Raw genomic sequence first — 21,455 nt, 5'->3', positions numbered from 1 at the left:
ATCGATAAAACCATATTATCGCGTCTAACAGATCGGTAAAATCAGATTATAACTGGATGATAATTCAGTTTAGCCGAACAATAAAAAACCCGAAGCGGAAGGCTTCGGGTTTTTGTCTGGTCCGCACTCGCCCGAGGGGCGAAGGGTTAACGGGTCAAATCGTCAAAGAACTTCTTCACGCCGTCGAAAAAGCTTTTCGAACGCGGACTGTTGTTCTCGCCGGTTGGGCCGCCGAAGCTTTCCTGCAGGTCTTTCAACAGCTGTTTCTGCTTCTCGTTCAGGCCGACCGGGGTTTCCACCACCACGCGACACAGCAGGTCGCCCTGCACGCCGCCGCGGACGGATTTCACGCCCTTGCCGCGCATACGGAACAGTTTGCCAGTTTGCGTTTCGCCTGGAATTTTTAGCTTCACGCGACCGTCGAGCGTCGGGACTTCAATCTCGCCGCCCAGGGCAGCCATAGAGAAGTTAATTGGCACTTCACAGTACAGGTTGTTGCCTTCACGCTCAAAGATAGCGTGCTGCTTCACCTGGACCTGAACGTACAGGTCGCCCGCTGGTGCGCCGTGTTCACCCGCTTCGCCTTCGCCGGTCAGACGAATACGATCGCCGGTATCCACGCCTGCCGGAATTTTAACGGACAGGGTTTTGGTCTTCTCAACGCGACCGTGGCCGTGACATTTGTTGCACGGATCTTTAATCAGCGTACCGCGGCCCTGACAGTGTGGGCAGGTCTGCTGTACAGCGAAGAAGCCCTGACGCATCTGCACCTGGCCGGAGCCATGACAGGTTGGACAGGTCTGCGGCTGCGAGCCCGCTTTGGCGCCGCTGCCGTGGCAGATGTCGCACTCTTCCAGCGTCGGGATGCGGATCTCTTTGGTCACACCACGAACCGCTTCTTCCAGCGTAAGATCCATGTTGTAGCGCAGATCCGCGCCACGAGATGCACGCTGGCGGCCGCGACCACCACCGAAGATATCGCCGAATACGTCACCAAAGATATCGCTGAAGTCCGCGCCGCCGCCGAAACCACCGGCACCGCCGCCGCCCATACCGCCCTGTTCAAAGGCTGCATGTCCGTACTGATCGTAGGCCGCACGCTTCTGCGCGTCGGTCAGGATCTCGTACGCTTCTTTGATCTCTTTAAACTTGGCTTCGGCCTCTTTATCACCCTGGTTGCGGTCCGGGTGGAATTTCATGGCCAGGCGCTTGTACGCCTTTTTGATTTCACGCTCTTCCGCTGTTTTGGAAACGCCCAAAATCTCGTAATAGTCTTGCTTTGCCATTGGTTTTTTTCAGCCCCTTAACATGCGAGCACGGGCGGAGAGGAAACCCTCTTCGCCCGTGCTGATTAATTACCCTGCATCAGGGCGATTATTTTTTGTCTTTCACTTCTTCGAACTCAGCGTCAACAACGTCGTCGTCTTTCGCATTGTTCGCGGAAGCGTCAGCGCCTGCGGCACCCGCCTGCTGCTGTGCGTGCTGCTGCTGAGCGATTTCCATCAGTTTCTGGGAAACCTGCGCCAGCGCCTGCATTTTCGCTTCGATGTCCGCTTTGTCTTCGCCTTTCAGAGACGCTTCCAGCGCGGTCAGCGCAGACTCGATGGCAGTTTTGTCGTCAGCCGGCAGTTGTTCGCCTGCTTCTTCAACCTGCTTACGCGTGCTGTGCAGCAGATGGTCGCCCTGGTTACGGGTCTGGACCAGCTCTTCAAACTTACGGTCAGCTTCGGCGTTAGCTTCAGCTTCACGAACCATTTTCTGAATTTCTTCTTCGTTCAGACCGGAAGAAGCCTTAATGGTGATCTTCTGCTCTTTACCGCTGTTTTTGTCTTTCGCGGAAACGTGCAGGATACCATCAGCATCGATATCGAAGGTCACTTCGATCTGCGGCATGCCGCGCGGTGCTGGGCTGATACCGTCCAGGTTGAACTGACCCAGTGATTTGTTATCGGATGCACGTTTACGCTCACCCTGAATCACGTGGATGGTTACCGCAGACTGGTTGTCTTCAGCGGTAGAGAACACCTGGCTGTGCTTAGTTGGAATGGTGGTGTTTTTGTTGATGAGCGCAGTCATCACACCGCCCATGGTTTCGATACCCAGAGACAGCGGGGTAACGTCCAGCAGCAGCACGTCTTTTACTTCACCGGTCAGAACGCCGCCCTGAACCGCTGCACCGATAGCAACAGCTTCGTCCGGGTTAACGTCTTTACGCGGTTCTTTACCGAAGAACTCAGCAACTTTCTTCTGCACCATTGGCATACGAGTCTGACCACCGACCAGGATAACGTCCTGAATGTCGGATACGGACAGGCCAGCATCCTGCAGTGCAACTTTCAGCGGCTCGATAGAACGGTTAACCAGGTCTTCTACCAGGCTTTCCAGTTTCGCACGGGTCACTTTGATGTTCATGTGTTTTGGACCGGTCGCGTCTGCAGTGATATACGGCAGGTTCACGTCGGTCTGCTGAGCGGAAGACAGTTCAATCTTCGCTTTCTCAGCGGCTTCTTTCAGGCGCTGCATCGCCAGCGGGTCGTTACGCAGGTCGATGCCCTGATCTTTCTTAAACTCGTCAACGAGGTAGTTGATCAGACGAGTATCGAAGTCTTCACCACCCAGGTGGGTATCACCGTTGGTCGCCAGAACTTCAAAGGTTTTTTCGCCATCAACTTCGTCGATTTCGATAACGGAAATATCGAAGGTACCACCACCGAGGTCGTATACCGCGATAGTACGGTTGCCGACTTCTTTATCCAGACCGTAAGCCAGCGCAGCTGCGGTTGGTTCGTTGATGATACGTTTGACTTCCAGACCTGCGATACGGCCAGCATCTTTAGTAGCCTGACGCTGAGCATCGTTGAAGTATGCAGGTACGGTGATAACAGCTTCAGTTACCGGCTCACCCAGGTAATCTTCAGCGGTTTTCTTCATTTTCTTCAGCACTTCAGCAGAGATCTGCGGTGGTGCAGTTTTGGTGCCTTTCACATCAAGCCATGCGTCGCCATTGTCTGCGGCAACAATTTTGTAAGGCATGATAGAAACGTCACGCTGAACTTCTTCGTCCTGGAAGCGGCGGCCAATCAGGCGTTTAATCGCAAACAGGGTATTTTGCGGGTTTGTCACTGCCTGACGTTTAGCCGGCTGACCAACCAGAGTTTCACCATCCTGGGTATAAGCAATGATAGAAGGCGTGGTGCGGTCGCCTTCGGCGTTCTCCAGAACGCGAGCGGTAGTGCCATCCATAATCGCTACACAAGAGTTGGTAGTACCCAGGTCGATACCAATAATTTTACCCATCTAAACGTCTCCACTAAAAATTCAGTCAACATGTGGTTGTGAATCTGTAATAAGGGCGAAACCTGCGGTTTCAACTGCCCTGAATCGTTTTTTTTCAGACTCACTCACTGCGGTTGACTACAAGATGGGGTCGCAACGTCATCCATCAAGGGGCAGCCGTAAAATTTTTTCATTCAGTGCGGTTTTATTGCGATAACAGCAAGGCTAATCCGGCAATATTCATTCACATCAAACATATTAAAACACCAATATATTCATTTAATTACTGTCATAAGTTGAAATGATTGAACGCTGAAAGCCATATCGGAGAGGGATAAAATCCGCCCCTGTATTTGATGTTGTTAAAGGGTCTCTCCGGTAAGGAATAAAATGAAAACAGTATTAAACGTCTCTGCAAGCCTGGCTTTCGGCCTGATGCTGGCCTCCTCCGCCTACGCAAACGATCACAAAACCCTGGGCGTTATTGCTTTACCCCGTAATGAAACCAGCGATCTGACGCTGAAGCTGCCGGTTTGTCGCGTCGTCAAACGTATCCAACTGACCGTCGATCGCGGTGACGCTGAACTTAGCGGCGCCTCCGTCTACTTCAAGGCCGCGCGCAGCAGCAGCCAGAGCCTGAACGTACCGTCGTCGCTGAAAGAGGGCGTAACCACCGACTGGATCAATATCAACAGCGATAACGATAACAAACGCTGCGTCTCCAAAATCACCTTCTCCGGGCATACCGTGAACTCTTCCGATATGGCCTCTTTAAAAATCATCGGCGACGACTAAACGAATCTTTGAGAAGCGATATCCCGAATGAAAGTTTCCTATCTGAATGATGAAGACCTCGTTTTCTTTCAGCACTGTAGCGAAGAACAGCTGGCCAAAATTGCACAACTGCTGACGCATAACGAAAAGGGTAAGCGCCGTCTTTCCAGCACTCTGTTGCACAACGAGCTCTACATGTCGATGGATGGACACCCGGAGCAGCACCGCCGTAACTGGCAGCTGATTGCCGGCGAGTTCCAGCACTTTGGCGGCGACAGCATTGCCAATCAGATTCGCGGTCACGGCAAACTGTATCGCGAAATTCTGCGCGATGTGGCAAAGCGCCTGGGCCTTAAGACCGACAAGGCGATGCCAACGCCAGCCATCGAGAAATTGCTGCTGGAGCATTTTGTTCGTAGTGCCTGGAAGCGTATGACCGATGAACAAAAAGTTCGTTTTCGTACTTTTGTGGAGCTGAAAGTGATGGAGTTGGAAACCATGCTGCCGCACTTAATTGATCACCATCGACTGGATCACGGCATTGAACATCTGCTTGGTTTTCAGCTAAGCCATATCCTGCACAAACATGCTGCCGTTAGCATCATTGGCCACGGCATGGTGCGCGGTGCGGGGCTTGGCGGCCCGGTGGGTGCCGCAGTAAACGGGCTGAAGGCCGTTAGCGGTAGTGCCTATCGCGTGACGATTCCGGCAGTGCTGCGCATTGCCTGCTTGCGTCGAATTATTACAAGATCCGCGCTGCAACACGCCGATTAGCCGCCCTCCTGGAGAGTAAATATTTCATTTTCCCCTCGTTCAGATCATAGACAGCGGGTTTGCCCATGATTATGATGCCGCGCCCCCGAATTTGGGGAGATAACTTTAACATTCAATGATGACTTTGAGGGATTATGGAAAATACTAAGTTGGCTAACCCCGCACCGCTGGGCCTGATGGGCTTCGGTATGACCACCATTCTGCTGAACCTGCATAATGCGGGTTTCTTTGCTTTAGACGGTATTATTCTCGCAATGGGTATTTTTTACGGTGGTATCGCGCAGATTTTCGCGGGCCTGCTTGAATACAAAAAAGGGAATACTTTCGGCCTGACTGCATTCACTTCTTATGGTTCTTTCTGGCTGACGCTGGTCGCTATTCTGCTGATGCCGAAGATGGGTCTGACCGAGGCACCTAATGCACGGTTCCTCGGCGCCTACCTGGGTGTGTGGGGCGTGTTCACGCTGTTCATGTTCTTCGGTACGCTGAAAGCGGCACGTATGCTGCAGTTCGTGTTCCTGAGCCTGACCGTGCTGTTCGCACTGCTGGCGATTGGCAACATCAACGGCAACGAAGCGATTATCCACGTCGCGGGCTGGGTTGGTCTGATCTGTGGCGCGAGCGCTATTTATCTGGCAATGGGTGAAGTGCTGAACGAGCAGTTCGGTTGCACCGTACTGCCAATTGGTGAAAAGCACTAATCCTCGCCTCATGTTGAAAAACGCCGGCCTGTCCGGCGTTTTTTTTGCCTGCAAACTACCGTTCCTGGGATTATTGATTCCTCGCCATCTGCGTGATTCCCCGGCGTCGGATTACGCCTCGGCCGGGCTACGGTTGGCTGCGGGTATCTCTTTACGCAGCCAGATGCCAAGCCCAAGGCCAATCAACGACAGCGCCAGGACGTACCAGGCTGGCGCCATCGGCGAAACGCCCATCAGCATGGTGACAGCAATTGGCGTCAGGCCACCGAAGATGGCGTAAGAGACGTTGTAAGAGAAGGAAATCCCGGTAAAACGCACTTCCGCCGGGAAGGCGCGCACCATGACGTACGGTACTGCACCCACCACGCCAACGCACAGCCCCACTAACCCGTAGAGCAAGAATAGCTGTTCAGGATGCGTTCCTGCGAGATGGTAAAAGAACCAGCTTGAGCAGGCGAGCAGGACGCTGCCAACCATAAAGGTTTTGCTGGCGCCAACGCGATCGACAATCAACCCTGCCAGCAGGCAACCGACGCAGAGCATCACCGTTGCCACGCTATTGGCCTGTAAGGTCAGCGCGGGGGCAAAGCCGTACTGCTTTTGCAGCCAGACCGGCGACATCAGGATAACCACCACAATGCCCGCAGACAGCAGCCAGGTCAGCAGCATTGAGACCACTACCGCCTGCTTGTGTTTGAGGACAACGGATTTAATCGGTAACTCCTGCGCCAGCGCTTTGCGCTGCTGCATTTCCAGGAAGATAGGCGTTTCCTGCAGCCAGCGGCGCAGATACATCGCCACCAGGCCGAAGATACCGCCCAGCAGGAACGGAATACGCCAGCCGCCGTCATGAATCGCCTGCGCGGAGAGTTGAGTATTAATCAGCGTTGCCACCACCGAGCCCAGCAGGATCCCCACCGTCAGCCCAGCCGTCAGCGTACCGCAGGCAATGCCGATACGGCGCGCGGGCACATGCTCAGCCACAAACACCCAGGCCCCCGGCACTTCCCCGCCGATGGCCGCCCCCTGCAGAATACGCATCAACAGCAACAGCAACGGCGCAACCAGACCTGCGGTGGCAAAGGTCGGCAGCAGGCCAATCGCCAGCGTCGGCACCGCCATCAGCAGAATGCTAAGGGTGAACATCTTTTTGCGCCCGACCAGATCGCCGAAATGCGCCATGATGATGCCGCCCAGCGGACGGGCAAGGTAGCCCGCGGCAAAGATGCCAAAGGTCTGCACCTGACGCAGCCACTCGGGGATATCAGCCGGGAAGAAGAGTTCTCCGACGACAGCGGCGAAGAAGACGAAAATTATGAAGTCATAAAACTCCAGCGCGCCGCCTAATGCCGCCAGCGTCAGTGTTTTATAATCTTGTCGATTCAGAGGTCGGGTGTAATGTGACATAACAAACCATTCGCAAAGTCGAGCTGTTGATATAAGTTTACGATTTGTGTAAAGCAAAAATGACTATACCGTAAACCCTATCGCACTCCAGAGGAATGATAGGTTATGTCAGAAAAGCATCACATTCAGGATAAAGTCTCGCGGCGAGCGCTCTTAGGGCGGAATGCTGCTACCACATCGCTGTTCGTCTCAATATAAGGCCCCTCCAGCAACTGTACACAATACGGTACACTTGCAAAGATACCGTTCACCAGCACCTTACCGTCCGCGTCTTTCACCCCTTCCAGCGTCTCCTGAATGGCTTTCGGCTGGCCCGGCAGGTTGAGGATCAGCGCCTGCTTACGGATAACGCCCACCTGACGGGAAAGAATGGCCGTTGGGACAAAGTGCAGGCTCACCTGACGCATCTGTTCGCCAAAGCCCGGCATCACGCGGTCGGCAATCGCCAGCGTCGCATCCGGAGTCACATCACGCCGGGCTGGGCCGGTGCCGCCGGTGGTCAGCACCAGGTGGCAGCTCATCTCATCCACCAGCTCACACAGCGTTTGCTCAATAATGGTTTGTTCATCAGGAATCAGACGAGTTTCCACCTTAAAAGGGGTTGTCAGTGCCGATGCCAGCCACTCTTCCAGTGCCGGAATGCCTTTGTCCTGATAAACGCCGCTGGAGGCGCGATCAGAGATAGAAACTAAGCCAATGCGTAAAGTGTTCATGATTATTCCGTTAAAACCGTAGCGTTAAGCAGAATAATACACGCGAATGGGCGGCAATACTAAGACCCCGAACGGGTTATCCACCGGGTTTCCCGAGGCGCGCCGCAAAATGAAAACGCCAAATAACGATTCGCTATCGTATCAAGAGTGAGGGTGGCAGACTCCGGCCAAATGTTTCCACGGAGGGTTGGTTGGATATGCGAAAAAACAGGACACCTACGCCGCACGATCTCGTGTTTAAAACGTTTCTTTCCACCATGGAAACCGCACGGGATTTTATTGCCATTCACCTTCCTCCCGCGCTGCTGCGGCTCTGCGATTTGCAAACGCTGAAGCTCGAGTCCGGCAGCTTTATCGAAGAGGATTTACACCCCTACTACAGCGATATGCTCTACTCGCTAAAAACCGCCTGCGGTGACGGCTATATCCATGTACTAATAGAACATCAAAGCTCGCCGGATAAACATATGGCTTTTCGCCTGATGCGCTACGCCATTGCCGCCATGCAGCGCCATCTGGAAGCAGGCCATAAAACGCTACCGCTGGTGATTCCCATTCTGTTTTACCATGGACGAGAAAGCCCCTATCCCTACTCCATGAACTGGTTGGATAACTTTACCGATCCGGTGCTGGCGACGCGTATTTATAGCCAGGATTTTCCGTTGATCGACATCACGGTTATCCCCGATGATGAAATTATGCGCCACCGTAGCATGGCTGCGCTAACGCTGATTCAGAAGCATATCCGCCAACGCGATCTCACGCGGTTTCTCGACAAACTCGCTGGGTTATTAACTCGAAACCACATCAGCGGACAACAGGTCATTGCGCTGGTAAACTACATGCTTCAGGCGGGAGAAGCACAGGATGCCCGCACATTGCTGTACGAAATGGCGCAGCGCGCACCACAGTATGGAGACGAACTCATGACGTTAGCAGAACAGCTAAAGCAGGAAGGACGCATCGAAGGAATACAACAAGGTATGCAACAAGGTCTACAGCAGGGTATCCAAACCGGGGAACGCGAAACATCGCGTAAAATTGCGCGGGCAATGCTCGAAAAAGGAATCCCGGCGGCAGATATCATTGAAATGACCGGCGTGAGCGCAGAAGAACTTCCCTCCCTCCAGCATTAATAAAAAAATAGCCCGCTCTCTTTAGAGAAGCGGGCTGTTGTCATGCAACCAAGCTGAATTACAGCAGGTCGCCGATCATTTTTTCCAGTTTTTCCTGGTCGATGGCAAACTTACGGATACCTTCCGCCAGTTTATCAACGGCCATTGGATCCTGGTTGTGCTGCCACAGGAACTCGGACTCGGTGATGCGGTCTGGACGCGCTTTCACTTCGCCGGTATAGGTCAGTTTACGTTCCAGAGCGCCTTCGCTTTCTGCCAACTCTTTGAGCAGCGCAGGGGCGATGGTCAGGCGGTCACAGCCAGCCAGTTCCAGGATTTCACCGATGTTACGGAAGCTTGCGCCCATAACGACGGTTTCGTAACCGTGCTGTTTGTAGTACTGGTAGATTTCGCTAACAGAAACCACGCCTGGATCTTCCGCTGGTGCGTACTCTTTCTTATCGGTATTGGCTTTGTACCAATCCAGAATACGGCCCACGAACGGGGAGATCAGGAACACGCCAGCTTCAGCACAAGCACGCGCCTGAGCGAAGGAGAACAGCAGCGTCAGGTTACAGTTGATGCCTTCTTTTTCCAGCTGCTCCGCTGCGCGGATACCCTGCCAGGTAGAAGCCAGTTTGATCAGGATACGATCGTTGCTGATGCCAGCATCGTTGTACATTTTGATCAGACGTTTCGCTTTAGCGATAGACGCATTGGTGTCGTAGGACAGACGCGCATCGACTTCGGTAGAGATACGGCCAGGGACCAGCTTCAGAATTTCCAGGCCGATATTGACGGCCAGTTTGTCAGTAGCATCCACAACCTGCTGAGCACGGTCGCTGCTCTGGCTACGCGCCCACTCAATCGCATCATCAATCAGTTTGCGATATTCAGGGATCTGCGCGGCGCCCAGAATCAGGGAAGGGTTGGTTGTCGCATCCTGAGGCTGATACAGCTTCATTGCTGCGATGTCTCCGGTGTCAGCCACTACGGTTGTGTACTGACGCAGAGATGTCAATTTATCCGTCATGATAGTGTTTCTCTTTAAACAGCTGTTAGGGGGATGTAACCGGTCTGCCCCGATAATATCACGCCCCTTCCTCAGCGCAACCGCCGACATCGCCAGACCGCAGAGTATGATAAACTGAAGCATCAAACTTTGAGGGGTGAGATTCTCTGCCCTTATTGTGGTAACGCTTACATTGGCTGAATCGAATCGTGCGAAGGAACGTGACCTTCCCGGAAGCAGCCACCAGTTTCGGCATAGACAAGAGGACGTTTAATGCCTGATTTCCTGTCTTTTATCAGCGAGATACTGTGGGGTTCGGTAATGATTTACCTGCTCCTCGGGTGCGGCATCTGGTTCACCTGGAGAACCGGCTACATCCAGTTTCGCTACATTCGTCAGTTTAGCAAAAGTCTGAAAAGAAGCCTGGCACCACGTGAAGGTGGGCTGACCTCATTTCAGGTTCTGTGTATCAGTCTCGCCGCGCGCGTTGGCAGCGGCAATCTAGCCGGGGTAGCGCTGGCTATTACCATCGGTGGCCCTGGCGCCGTGTTCTGGATGTGGGTCGCGGCGATCATTGGCATGGCCAGCAGCTTCGCAGAGTGCTCGCTTGCCCAGCTCTACAAAGAGCGCGACGCCAAAGGACAGTTTCGCGGCGGCCCGGCGTGGTATATGTCCCGCGGACTGGGAATGCGCTGGATGGGTGTGCTCTTCTCACTGTTCCTGCTCGTGGCCTACGGGTTAATCTTTAATACCGTGCAGGCCAACTCCACGGCGCACGCGCTGAAATATGCCTTTAACGTCCCTGGTGAGGTAACTGGCGTAGTTATGGCGTTCGTCGCTCTGCTGGTCATTATGCGCGGGCTGAAAGGGGCCGCACGGCTTAGCCAGTGGCTGGTACCATGCATGGCGCTGCTGTGGGTAGTGGCATGTTTACTGATTACGCTGTGGCACATTGTCGAACTCCCTTCCATCGTCAATCTGATTATCCGCAGCGCCTTTGGCTGGCAGGAAGCGGCAGCCGGGGCGGCGGGCTATACCGTGAGCCAGGCTATCACCAGCGGTTTTCAGCGCAGCATGTTCTCCAACGAAGCCGGTATGGGCTCAACACCGAATGCCGCCGCTGCTGCCGCATCGTTCCCTCCGCATCCGGCGGCACAAGGGATTGTGCAGATGATTGGCGTGCTGATTGATACCGTCGTTATCTGTAGCGCCAGTGCGATGGTGGTTCTGCTGGCCGGCCACGGCACAAAAACCACCAGCTATGATGGCATTCAGCTCATCCAGCACGCCATGAGCGTATTGGTCGGGGAATGGGGCGCCAGCTTTGTCGCCATCGTAATGATACTGTTCGCCTTCACCTCCGTTGTGGCGAACTATATCTACGCTGAGAATAACCTGATCTTTTTACGTTGGGATAAGCCGTGGGCAATCTGGCTGCTGCGCATCGCGACGCTGTCGATGGTGGTCCTGGGGAGTCTGTTGAGTCTGCCGGTGGTCTGGCAAATGGCAGATGTGATTATGGCGCTGATGGCCATCACCAACCTGACGGCCATTCTGCTGCTCTCGCCGGTGGTGCGCATTATCGCGCTGGACTATCTGCGCCAGCGTAAGCTCGGCGTAACGCCAGTGTTTGACCCTGATTATTATCCGGAAATCGCCCAGCAGCTGGCGCCGGAGAGTTGGGATCAACCGCCGCGCCAATAACAGCAATCGATCACTTTGCGCCGTTTTTTTGTTAAAGTTGCGTGAAATTTTCTGCAAGGACTGGATATGCTGATTCTGATCTCCCCGGCCAAAACGCTCGATTACCAAAGCGAGCTCGCCACCACGCGCTTTACCCAGCCCGCGCTGCTGGAGCACTCCCAGCAGCTGATCCGCGAGGCGCGCAAGCTCTCCGCACCGCAGATAAAAGCGCTGATGGGCATTAGCGACAAGCTGGCCGACCTCAACGCCACCCGCTTCCACGACTGGCACCCGGACTTCACACCCGATAACGCACGTCAGGCGATTCTGGCGTTTAAAGGCGATGTCTATACCGGGCTGCAGGCGGAGACCTTCAGCGAGGCGGACTTCGATTTCGCCCAGCAGCATCTGCGGATGCTCTCAGGCCTGTACGGCGTGCTGCGCCCGCTGGATCTGATGCAGCCTTATCGTCTGGAAATGGGCATTCGTTTTGAGAACCCGCGCGGGAAAGATCTCTACCAGTTCTGGGGCGATGAGATAACCAAAACGCTAAACGCGGCGCTAGAAGCACAGGGGGACGATGTGGTGATTAACCTGGCCTCGGACGAGTATTTCCGCTCGGTGAAACCGAAGGCGCTTGAAGGCCGCATCATCAAGCCGGTGTTCCTCGACGAGAAGAACGGCAAGTTTAAGGTGATCAGCTTCTACGCCAAAAAGGCGCGCGGCCTGATGAGCCGGTACATCATTGAAAATCGCCTGAGCAAGCCGGAGCAGTTGACCGGGTTTGATAGCGAAGGGTATTTCTTTGATGCGGAAAGCTCGAGCGCTGAAGAACTGGTCTTCAAACGCCACGAACAGTAACTAAGTCGCCCGGCCGAGCAAAGCGACGCCGGGGCTGCTGCGGTATAAAAAACCCGGCGTCGCTTTGCTCGGCCGGGCTACAGGTTAATGATGGTCATTTGGCGGCGGGCGATGATCGTTGCCATGGCCACGATCGTTGTGATCCCAACCGTCATGGCGATCGCCATGATGATCGTCGTGCCCGCGGTTATCATAGTGCGGCGGCGGTGGCGTATGAGCATGCCAGCGGTTGTCGCGCCATTCATAATGATCCTTCCACCAGCTATGGTCACGCCAGTGTCCACCATCCCAATAGTTGCCGTTATTATCCTGGTCGCCAATTTGCAGCTTCACTGCCGGCAGCAGAGTAATCTCTGCGGCCTGTGTCATAACCGGAGCCGCCAATAGCATTGCCAGTGCTAACATCGCAGGTTTTAACATAGGTAACTCCTTTGTTCATCATTCGTCAATGTGGCCGATGAACAAAGCTTACTGCGGCAAAACCCAGCTTGTTATTGTCCGCAATCCTATATTCTGAGGCCCCGCATTTATTGGGAATTCCTCCTTTTTCCCTGCCGAATCCCTGCATAATTTCTCCCTATTTCCCCCTTCGCTGAGAAAGGGGGAAACGGAGAAATTACGCTTTGCTCATCATCAGCTTACGCAGCTCGGCATAATCAGCCGGCAGGTTGTGCGATAACAGCGGCAGGTCGGCGCGGTCCGCCAGCGCTTTTGGCAGCGGCAGCGTTTCACCCAGAATCTCTTCGACGCTCTCTTTAAACTTCGCCGGATGCGCGGTGCCGAGGAACAGGCCGTACTCGCCTGGCTGCAGCTGGTCACGCAGCGCACGGTAGGCAATCGCCGCGTGCGGTTCAGAGGTGTAGCCGAGCCCTTGCAGTTCGCGCATGGTCGCTTTGGTGGTCTCATCATCCACCGCCGCGTAGCCCAGCTCGTTCAGACGCCAGATTTTGCGACGGAACAGCTCTTCAACGCGCGGCCAGTTGTTAGGCTGGCTGACGTCCATGGCGTTCGATAACGTGGCCTGAGTCGCCTTTGGTGCCCATTTGCCGTCCTGCAGGAAGCGTGGCACGGTGTCGTTGGCGTTGGTGGCCGCGATAAAGCGTTTTACCGGCAGACCCAGCGATTTCGCCAGCAGACCTGCAGTCAGGTCACCAAAGTTGCCGCTTGGTACGGAAACCACCAGCTGATTGCGCGCTTCCTGCGGCAGCTGCGCCACCGCTTCGAAGTAGTAGCAAATCTGCGCCAGCAGGCGGCTGATGTTGATGGAGTTAGCGGAGTTCAGACCCAGCGCGACCTTCAGCTCTTCGTCATCGAAGGCCTGCTTAACCAGCGCCTGGCAGGCATCGAAGTCACCGTCAATGGCCACGGTTTCAATGTTGCCGCCCAGGGTGCAGAACAGCTTTTCCTGCAGCGGGCTGATTTTGCCGCGCGGATACAGGATAACCACTTTGACGTTTGGCAGGCCGTAGAAGGCATGCGCCACGGCCGCACCGGTATCGCCCGAAGTCGCGGTAAGAATCGTCACCGGCTTGTCGCCCGCGATAAGGGTCAGCATCTGCGCCATAAAACGGCCGCCGAAGTCTTTGAACGCCAGGGTTGGGCCGTGGAACAGCTCCAGACAGCCGACATCTACCTGCACCTTGTTAACCGGCGCCGGGAAGGTGAACGCCTTGCCGATACGCGCGGCTAGCTCAGCCTGCGGGATTTCATCACCGATGAACGCAGAGAGGATCTTCGCGCTGCGGGTGACGAAGTCCTGGGTCAACAGGTCATCAATGTCGGTCAGGTTGAATTCCGGCAGGTCGTGCGGGAAGAACAGCCCCTGGTGTTTGCCAAGCCCTTGAGTCACAGCCTGCGCAAAGCTGACCTGCTCATTGTGATCTTTTAAGTTATAGAGTTTCATCGGTTATCCCACTACTCGTGCGCCCGCTGTGTCCAGCCGGCAAATATGAACGAAGCCTTCTTGATTCTGCAGATAATGCTGGCTGAGCCAGTCCGCCACGCGCTGCGCCGTTTCCGTTTTATCGCACAGGGCAAACAGCGTTGGCCCGGAACCGGAGATACCGCAGGCGACGGCGCCAATACCGGCTACTGCCTGACGCGCTTCATTAAAGCCCGGCAGCAGTTTGGTACGGTAAGGCTCAGCAATCACGTCTTTCATCAGTTTCGCCGCCAGCTGAGGCTGACGGGAGTAGCAGGCGTGAATAAAGCCTGCCAGGTGACGGCCGTGAGCGATACAGTCCTGACGGCGATACTGCGCAGGCAAAATGGCCCGCGCTTCCGCCGTCGAGACTTTAATGCCCGGATAAGCCAGCACCCAAAGCCAATCATCGAAGCACGGTACCTGCTGGCTGATGATATCGTTCTCTTCAATCATCAGTTGCATGCCGCCCAGATAGCACGGTGCGACGTTATCGTAATGCACGCTGCCGGAGATACGCCCTTCCAGCTCGCCCATCAGCGCCAGCATACGGGTTTCATCCAGCGGCTTACCGCAGAATTCGTTCATCGCCACCAGCGCGGCGACCACGGAACAGGCGCTGGAACCCAGGCCAGAACCGATCGGCATATTTTTTTCCAGCGTCATCGCCACTGGAATATTTTTGCCAATTTCCTGGCAATAGCGCTCCCAGCATTGATAGACGATGTTTTCATGCGGATCGCTCGGCAGCTTGTCCGCAAAGCGCCCCAGATTTTGCAGGCTGAAGCGGTCTGCCGCCTCAACCGATACGTTATCGCCCAGCAGACTGCCGTCAATCGGCGTCACAGCGGCACCCAGTACATCAAACCCGACGCTCATATTGGCACTGGAAGCCGGGGCATAAACCTTAACCATGTTAAACTCCTAACTTCCATGACAGCGTACGCAGAAGGTCAGCAAATACCCCTGCCGCCGTCACATCGTTGCCTGCGCCATAGCCGCGCAGTACCAGCGGAAGCGGTTGATAGTAGCGGCTGTAGAACGCCAGCGCGTTCTCGCCATTTTTGATTTTATACAGCGGGTCGTTGCCGTCGACAGCGGCCACTTTCACCCGGCACACGCCGTCCTCTTCGATGTTGCCAACATAGCGCAGCACTTTGCCTTCATCACGCGCTTTCGCCACGCGAGCGGAATATTCATCGTCCAGTTGTGGTAAACGGGCCATAAAGCTTTCGGTATCACCCGAGTCATCGAAGCTTTCCGGCAGCACGGACTCAACCACAATATCACTCAGCTCGAGGTTACGCCCGGTTTCACGTGCCAGAATCAGCAGCTTACGCGCGACGTCCATCCCGGAAAGGTCATCACGCGGGTCCGGCTCGGTATAGCCCATTCCACGTGCCATCGCCGTAGCTTCGGAGAGGCTCATCCCCTCATCCAGCTTGCCGAAAATAAACGACAGCGAGCCGGAGAGAATACCGGAGAAGTGCTGCAGTTCATCACCGGCGTTCAGCAGGTTTTGCAGGTTTTCAATCACCGGCAGCCCCGCACCGACGTTAGTGTCGTAGAGGAACTTACGGCGCGACAGCCCTGCAGCATGACGCAGTTGATGGTAGTAATCCATCGACGAGGTGTTGGCCTTTTTGTTTGGCGTCACCACGTGGAAGCCTTCGCGCAGGAAGTCGGCGTACTGATCGGCTACCGCCTGGCTTGAGGTACAGTCAACAATCACCGGGTTCAGCAGGTGATACTCTTTCACCAGGCGAATCAGACGACCCAGGTTGAACGGCTCTTTGGCTTCCGCCAGCTCAGCCTCCCAGTTTTCAAGATTCAGGCCATGCACGCTGGTCAACAGCGCACGGGAGTTCGCGACGCCACACACGCGCAGGTCGATATGCTTTTTCTTCAGCCATGCCTGCTGGCGTTTGATCTGCTCCAGCAGCGCGCCACCGACGCCACCCACGCCCACCAGGAACACTTCAATCACCTGGTCGGTGTTAAACAGCATCTGGTGGGTCACACGCACGCCGGTCGTCGCGTCGTCGTTGTTCACCACCACGGAGATAGAGCGCTCGGAAGAGCCCTGAGCAATCGCCACGATATTGATATTGGCACGGGCCAGCGCGGCAAAGAATTTCGCCGAGATGCCGCGCAGCGTACGCATACCGTCGCCAACGACGGAGATAATCGCCAGACGTTCCATGATGGCCAGCGGCTCCAGCAACTCTTCTTTCAGCTCCAGATAGAACTCATCTTCCATCGCCTTCTTCGCCCGCGCGCAGTCGCTTTGCGGCACGCAGAAGCTGATGCTGTATTCAGAGGACGATTGGGTAATCAGCACTACCGAGATACCGGCGCGAGACATGGTCGCAAACACGCGCGCCGCCATGCCAACCATCCCTTTCATGCCGGGGCCAGAGACGTTAAACATCGCCATATTATTGAGGTTAGAGATCCCCTTCACCGGCAATGAATCATCGTCACTGCTGGCACCGATAAGTGTGCCGGGAGCTTGAGGATTACCGGTGTTTTTAATCAGGCAAGGGATCTGGAACTGGGCGATGGGGGCAATCGTGCGAGGGTGGAGAACTTTAGCGCCGAAGTAGGAGAGCTCCATCGCTTCCTGATACGACATGCTCTTCAGCAGGCGCGCATCCGGTACCTGGCGCGGGTCACAGGTGTAAACACCGTCGACATCGGTCCAGATTTCACAACAGTCGGCGCGTAAACAGGCGGCCAGTACGGCAGCGGAGTAGTCGGAGCCATTACGCCCCAGCACCACCAGTTCGCCCTTCTCGTTACCGGCGGTAAAGCCCGCCATCAGCACCATGTGGTCTGATGGGATCTGGCTTGCCACGATGCGGCGGGTAGATTCAGCAATATCGACAGTAGATTCAAGGTAGTGGCCAACGGCCAGCAGTTTTTCAACCGGGTTAATCACGGTCACTTTGTGGCCACGGGCGCTCAGCAGGCCAGCCATGATAGCAATCGACAGCTTCTCGCCGCGGCAGATAAGCCCTGCGTTGACGCTGTCCGGGCACTGACCCAGCAGGCTGATGCCGTGCAGGATGTGCTTAATCTGAGAAAATTCCAGCTCAACGGCAGCTTTCAGGTCGGCGAGCGGAAAACCTGGCTGGGCGTTAGCGAGTCCCTGAAGCAGTTCAGCAAAGATTCGTTCGGCATCGGCGATATTGGTCAGCGCATCCTGGCCACCAATGGTTTTTTCAATCATCGCCACGAGGTGGTTAGTGATTTTTGCCGGGGCAGAGAGCACGGTTGCTACCTGCCCCTGCCTGGCGTTGCTTTCCAGGATATCGGCAACACGCAGAAACCGTTCCGCATTTGCCACTGATGTACCGCCGAACTTCAAGACTCGCATGGTTTTTACCCCTTGATCACTAGTCGAAAAAAAAGCCCGCACTGTTTAGGTGCGGGCTTTTTTTTGTGTTTCCTGTACGCGTCAGCCCGCACCGTTACCTGTGGTAATAGTGGTGGTGGTAATGGTCATAATGCTGCTGATGCGAATCATGGATGTTGTGTGCTCTGTTATTTCTCTGTCTGTATACCTATATTGGTTAAAGTATCTGCCCATCTAAGTCAATGAATTTTTAACTTCGTCACGTTCCGCAATCAGTTCACATCAGCCCAAACAACCACCGATAAACCACCACAACAGCCATAAGTTAAGCAAAATGTTGGGGCATAACACCATACGTAAACACGATGACAGAATTTTACTCTGGCATATTTTTTTCAATATCATGCAGCAAACGATGCAACATTGCCGTATCGCGATGCGTTAGTAAGCCAATACGTTGTTGCAGCCAGTCAGCCATTTTTACATCTCCGGCGACATCCAGGCGTGCCAGCAAAGCAGTGATACGTGCCCTTAACGCAATCAGCTGATTCTCGTCACCTTCCGTTGCCGTCGGGTTCGCGGTTTGTAACAGCGAGGAGAGCTGATAACAATAAACCATCACCGCCTGCCCCAGGTTCAGCGAGGGATAATCAGCGACCATTGGCACGCCGGTCAGCACATCGGCCAGCGCCAGTTCGTCGTTGGTTAACCCCGAGTCTTCACGGCCAAAGACCAGCGCGGCGTGCCCCATCCACTGCGCTTTTTCCTCCAGCATCGGCAGCAGCTCCTGCGGCGTGGCGTAGTAGTGAAAACGGGCACGACTACGAGCGGTGGTGGCGACGGTGAAATCCACGTCGTGCAGCGCTTCCGCAAGCGTTGGGTAGCAGGTGATGTCATCAATGATATCGGTCGAACCGTGAGCCACCCAGCGGGTCGCTGGCTCAAGGTGCGCAACGCTATCCACAATACGCAAATCGTGGAATCCCATGGTCTTCATTGCTCGGGCGGCAGCGCCGATATTTTCGGCTCTTGCTGGAGAAACCAGCACAATAGATAAGCGCATTTAAAGTTCTCTTAATTTCCTGTCAGCGGCAATAATGTGATGTACTTCAACATATTGCGCAGCGCGAATTTACAAAAATGCAACAAAAATCAATGAAATGATGTTTCATAACATATAAAAGAAGCTAAACTATTCAGGGAGAAATTATCAATTAGTTATGTTAACAGAAGTGATATATCTCTATGTTTATACGAACTATTTCCATTACCATAGAACAATAACAATTGGATTCACCACATTTATCAGTTAACCTGTGCAACTACTTGAGTTGTGGAAAAAATGTGATAGGCGTTATCATTCCAGAGTGATGATTTCACCAAACTGTTAACGTGCTACAATTGAACTTGATATATGTCAACGAAGCGTAGGTTTATTGGCGGTCTGGTGCCTCTTTACCTGTTATGTTGCTGTTAAAATGGTTAGGATGACAACCGTTTTTGACACTGTCGGGTCCAGAGGGAAGAGTACCCACGACCAAGCTAATGATGTTGTTGACGTTGATGGAAAGTGCATCAAGAACGCAATTACGTACTTTAGTCATGTTACGCCGATCATGTTAATTTTCGACATGCATCAGGCAGGTCAGGGACTATTGGTACTTCCTGTTTCGATTTAGTTGGCAATTTAGGTAGCAAACATGCAGACCCCGCACATTCTTATCGTTGAAGACGAGTTGGTAACACGCAACACGTTAAAAAGTATTTTCGAAGCAGAAGGCTACGATGTGTTCGAAGCGACCGATGGCGCGGAAATGCATCAGATCCTGTCTGAAAATGACATCAACCTGGTGATCATGGATATCAACCTGCCAGGTAAAAACGGCCTTCTGCTGGCGCGCGAACTGCGTGAACAGGCGAACGTCGCTCTGATGTTCCTGACCGGCCGCGACAATGAAGTCGACAAGATCCTCGGTCTGGAAATTGGTGCAGATGATTACATCACCAAACCGTTTAACCCACGCGAACTGACTATCCGTGCGCGTAACCTGCTGTCCCGTACCATGAATCTGGGTACCGTCAGCGAAGAACGTCGTAGCGTAGAAAGCTACAAGTTCAACGGTTGGGAACTGGACATCAACAGCCGCTCTCTGGTGAGCCCGAACGGTGAGCAGTACAAGCTGCCGCGTAGCGAATTCCGCGCGATGCTGCACTTCTGCGAAAACCCAGGCAAAATTCAGTCTCGTGCTGAACTGCTGAAGAAAATGACCGGCCGTGAGCTTAAGCCACACGACCGTACGGTTGACGTGACCATTCGTCGCATCCGTAAACATTTCGAGTCTACGCCGGATACTCCGGAAATCATCGCCACTATCCACGGCGAAGGTTACCGCTTCTGCGGCGAGCTGCAGGAATAAGACTACAAAACGGCGCAATCAGCGCCGTTTTTTTATGTCTTTGTTTTACTTCCAGATACGAAGCTCATCGTCCTTCGGTTGAGCTTTCTCGGGCGCGTCAGGTGGAGTGGGTTTAGCGACAGAAAGCGCATACCAATCCAGATGACGCGTCAGGAACATCACCGCACAGAGTGCCAGCAGTAAAATACCCGATCCCATCAGCAGCGAGCTCTCCTCGGAGCGTAACAGCCCCCACATCACGCCATCCAGCGCCAGCAGTGCCAGGGTAAACGGTACCGCGCGCCGCCACCCTTTGAGCACTGCCTGCAAATATACGCCGTTCATCAGCGCCCCAACCAGGCTTGCCGTAATCCAGGCTGGCGTAAAGCCAATATGCTCGGACAGCGCCAGCAGCAGCAGGTAAAACATCACCAACGAAAGCCCCACCAGCAGATACTGCATAGCGTGCAGACGCAGCCCCGTCAGCGTCTCAAAGACGAAGAAGGAGACGAACGTAAGCAGAATCAGCAGGACAGCATACTTTGTTGCCCGGTCGGTCAGTTGATACTGGTCGGCCTGAGTGGCGACGGCCACGCTGAATGAAGGCAGCGTACGCCAGGATCTCCCCTGCTCTAAACTGTCGCCCAGATTATTGGCAAACCAGCTGCTTTGCCACTGCGCCTGGTATCCCGTTTCGCTAATTTCACGCTTGCCGGGCAGGAAGTCACCCAGGAAGTTCGGATGCGGCCAGTTGCTGGTCAGCCGCATTTCGCTACTGCGGCCAACGGGGACCACCGAGAAGCTGCCGGTGCCGCTTAAATTAAGCGACATGTTCAAATCAAGATTCTGCCGCCAGTTATCCGGCAGCGGGATATGCATCCCCTCTTTGTTTTGTGCCAGCCCTGTTCCCGGTTCAGCAACCAGCGTCGTCCCATTCATCTGCGGCGCCTTCACTACGCCAATGCCTCGCGCATCACCAACGCCCACCACAATAAACGGCTTACCCAGCGTGACGCCGGGCTTATCCAGCTCGCTCAGGCGGGATACGTCAAATTTGGCGTTGATGACCGTATCGGTATGCCACACCTGACCTTGATAAATACCAATCTGCCGCGCTTCTACGTTCTGGTTACCCTCCACCATCAGCGACTCCGGCAGCCAGAAGTGGATGAAGTTACGCTGCCGCGTCACCTCTTTATCATCTTCCATTCGGGTGTATAGCTCGGTGGCAGGAATCGCAATCAGCGGCCCCACCACTTTTTGCGGCCCGCTGGTGCTTTGGCGGATCGAGTCCTCCACTTCACCTCGGTAATCAGCCCGTTCGACGATAACCTGTCGAACCATCATCAACGGAATTAACAACAGCACCATCGCGCCACCCAGGGTGACAATTTTCCAGAACAGGGGGGATTTCAACATAGCGTTCTCCTTTGCAATAACCGCAAAGTACGCCTGCTATGTGGG

At 54.4% G+C, this 21,455-nt stretch carries 19 protein-coding genes, 1 pseudogene and 1 other annotated feature; of the genes and pseudogenes, 7 read left to right on the top strand and 13 right to left on the bottom strand.

The window, feature by feature from the left end:
- Positions 1–146: 146 nt before the first annotated feature.
- Positions 147–1,286 (bottom strand): molecular chaperone DnaJ, encoded by a 1,140-nt coding sequence (dnaJ, locus tag FHC49_RS16660; protein WP_185668290.1) that lies wholly within the window; start codon positions 1,284–1,286, stop codon positions 147–149.
- Positions 1,287–1,374: 88 nt separating this feature from the next.
- Positions 1,375–3,297 (bottom strand): molecular chaperone DnaK, encoded by a 1,923-nt coding sequence (gene dnaK, locus FHC49_RS16655; protein WP_035896220.1) that lies wholly within the window; start codon positions 3,295–3,297, stop codon positions 1,375–1,377.
- A gap of 369 nt (positions 3,298–3,666) precedes the next feature.
- On the opposite strand from dnaK, the gene FHC49_RS16650 reads away from it, so the two are divergent.
- The 3 genes from FHC49_RS16650 (at position 3,667) to satP (ending at position 5,525) form a co-directional block, all read left to right on the top strand.
- Positions 3,667–4,071 carry a DUF2541 family protein gene (locus FHC49_RS16650; RefSeq protein WP_185668289.1) on the top strand — a complete coding sequence of 135 codons (405 nt, stop codon included), beginning with the start codon at positions 3,667–3,669 and terminating at the stop codon, positions 4,069–4,071.
- 27 nt (positions 4,072–4,098) lie between these two features.
- The gene (locus FHC49_RS16645) at positions 4,099–4,824 is read left to right on the top strand and encodes a DUF3944 domain-containing protein (protein ID WP_220440347.1); all 726 of its coding nucleotides are present in this window, start codon (positions 4,099–4,101) and stop codon (positions 4,822–4,824) included.
- A 134-nt stretch (positions 4,825–4,958) separates the two neighbouring features.
- On the top strand, positions 4,959–5,525 hold the full coding sequence (gene satP, locus FHC49_RS16640) for an acetate uptake transporter (protein ID WP_185668287.1): 567 nt from the start codon (positions 4,959–4,961) through the stop codon (positions 5,523–5,525).
- A 111-nt stretch (positions 5,526–5,636) separates the two neighbouring features.
- On the opposite strand, the gene FHC49_RS16635 is transcribed toward satP, so the two are convergent.
- Positions 5,637–6,932 (bottom strand): MFS transporter, encoded by a 1,296-nt coding sequence (locus FHC49_RS16635; protein WP_220440346.1) that lies wholly within the window; start codon positions 6,930–6,932, stop codon positions 5,637–5,639.
- A 125-nt stretch (positions 6,933–7,057) separates the two neighbouring features.
- Positions 7,058–7,645 (bottom strand): molybdopterin adenylyltransferase, encoded by a 588-nt coding sequence (mog, locus tag FHC49_RS16630; RefSeq protein WP_035896213.1) that lies wholly within the window; start codon positions 7,643–7,645, stop codon positions 7,058–7,060.
- 197 nt (positions 7,646–7,842) lie between these two features.
- Between mog and FHC49_RS16625 the strand changes: the two genes are divergently transcribed.
- Positions 7,843–8,781, top strand: coding sequence for an Rpn family recombination-promoting nuclease/putative transposase (locus tag FHC49_RS16625; RefSeq protein WP_220440345.1), 939 nt, complete (start codon positions 7,843–7,845; stop codon positions 8,779–8,781).
- Positions 8,782–8,839: 58 nt separating this feature from the next.
- On the opposite strand, the gene tal is transcribed toward FHC49_RS16625, so the two are convergent.
- A complete protein-coding gene (gene tal, locus FHC49_RS16620; RefSeq protein WP_220440344.1) occupies positions 8,840–9,793 on the bottom strand; it encodes a transaldolase in 954 nt (317 codons plus the stop codon).
- Between the two features lie 252 nt (positions 9,794–10,045).
- On the opposite strand from tal, the gene FHC49_RS16615 reads away from it, so the two are divergent.
- Both FHC49_RS16615 and yaaA read left to right on the top strand, forming a co-directional pair.
- Complete coding sequence (locus FHC49_RS16615; RefSeq protein ID WP_185668283.1) at positions 10,046–11,476, top strand: sodium:alanine symporter family protein; 1,431 nt, start codon at positions 10,046–10,048, stop codon at positions 11,474–11,476.
- Positions 11,477–11,542: 66 nt separating this feature from the next.
- Positions 11,543–12,316, top strand: coding sequence for a peroxide stress protein YaaA (gene yaaA, locus FHC49_RS16610; RefSeq protein WP_185668282.1), 774 nt, complete (start codon positions 11,543–11,545; stop codon positions 12,314–12,316).
- 84 nt (positions 12,317–12,400) lie between these two features.
- Here yaaA and FHC49_RS16605 read toward each other — a convergent pair whose 3' ends face one another.
- The 7 genes and pseudogenes from FHC49_RS16605 to yjjY form a co-directional block, all read right to left on the bottom strand.
- On the bottom strand, positions 12,401–12,736 hold the full coding sequence (locus FHC49_RS16605) for a DUF2502 domain-containing protein (RefSeq protein ID WP_220440343.1): 336 nt from the start codon (positions 12,734–12,736) through the stop codon (positions 12,401–12,403).
- A gap of 196 nt (positions 12,737–12,932) precedes the next feature.
- Entirely contained in the window at positions 12,933–14,219 is a 1,287-nt protein-coding gene (gene thrC / locus FHC49_RS16600) for a threonine synthase (RefSeq protein ID WP_220440342.1), read from the bottom strand.
- A 3-nt stretch (positions 14,220–14,222) separates the two neighbouring features.
- A complete protein-coding gene (thrB, locus tag FHC49_RS16595) occupies positions 14,223–15,152 on the bottom strand; it encodes a homoserine kinase (protein WP_220440341.1) in 930 nt (309 codons plus the stop codon).
- Position 15,153: 1 nt separating this feature from the next.
- A complete protein-coding gene (gene thrA, locus FHC49_RS16590) occupies positions 15,154–17,616 on the bottom strand; it encodes a bifunctional aspartate kinase/homoserine dehydrogenase I (protein WP_220440340.1) in 2,463 nt (820 codons plus the stop codon).
- 25 nt (positions 17,617–17,641) lie between these two features.
- Positions 17,642–17,759 (bottom strand) — a sequence feature (Thr leader region).
- Positions 17,698–17,766, bottom strand: a complete 69-nt coding sequence (thrL, locus tag FHC49_RS24760; RefSeq protein ID WP_072129079.1) for a thr operon leader peptide — start codon at positions 17,764–17,766, stop codon at positions 17,698–17,700. Its footprint overlaps the feature before it by 62 nt.
- A gap of 205 nt (positions 17,767–17,971) precedes the next feature.
- Positions 17,972–18,658: a tRNA/rRNA methyltransferase gene (locus FHC49_RS16580; protein WP_185668276.1), complete on the bottom strand. Its 687-nt coding sequence runs from the start codon at positions 18,656–18,658 to the stop codon at positions 17,972–17,974.
- Positions 18,659–19,057: 399 nt separating this feature from the next.
- Positions 19,058–19,199: pseudogene (yjjY, locus tag FHC49_RS16575) on the bottom strand (protein YjjY).
- A gap of 96 nt (positions 19,200–19,295) precedes the next feature.
- On the opposite strand from yjjY, the gene arcA reads away from it, so the two are divergent.
- Positions 19,296–20,012, top strand: a complete 717-nt coding sequence (gene arcA, locus FHC49_RS16570) for a two-component system response regulator ArcA (protein WP_015966004.1) — start codon at positions 19,296–19,298, stop codon at positions 20,010–20,012.
- A 45-nt stretch (positions 20,013–20,057) separates the two neighbouring features.
- Here arcA and creD read toward each other — a convergent pair whose 3' ends face one another.
- Positions 20,058–21,410 (bottom strand): cell envelope integrity protein CreD, encoded by a 1,353-nt coding sequence (gene creD, locus FHC49_RS16565; RefSeq protein ID WP_185668275.1) that lies wholly within the window; start codon positions 21,408–21,410, stop codon positions 20,058–20,060.
- Positions 21,411–21,455 lie beyond the last annotated feature (45 nt).

It is taken from the genome of Kluyvera sp. EC_51 (genome assembly GCF_019584505.1).
Taxonomy (GTDB): domain Bacteria; phylum Pseudomonadota; class Gammaproteobacteria; order Enterobacterales; family Enterobacteriaceae; genus Kluyvera; species Kluyvera sichuanensis.
The sequence above is the reverse complement of the archived record's forward strand: the minus strand, read 5'-3'. Positions and strand labels throughout refer to the sequence as shown.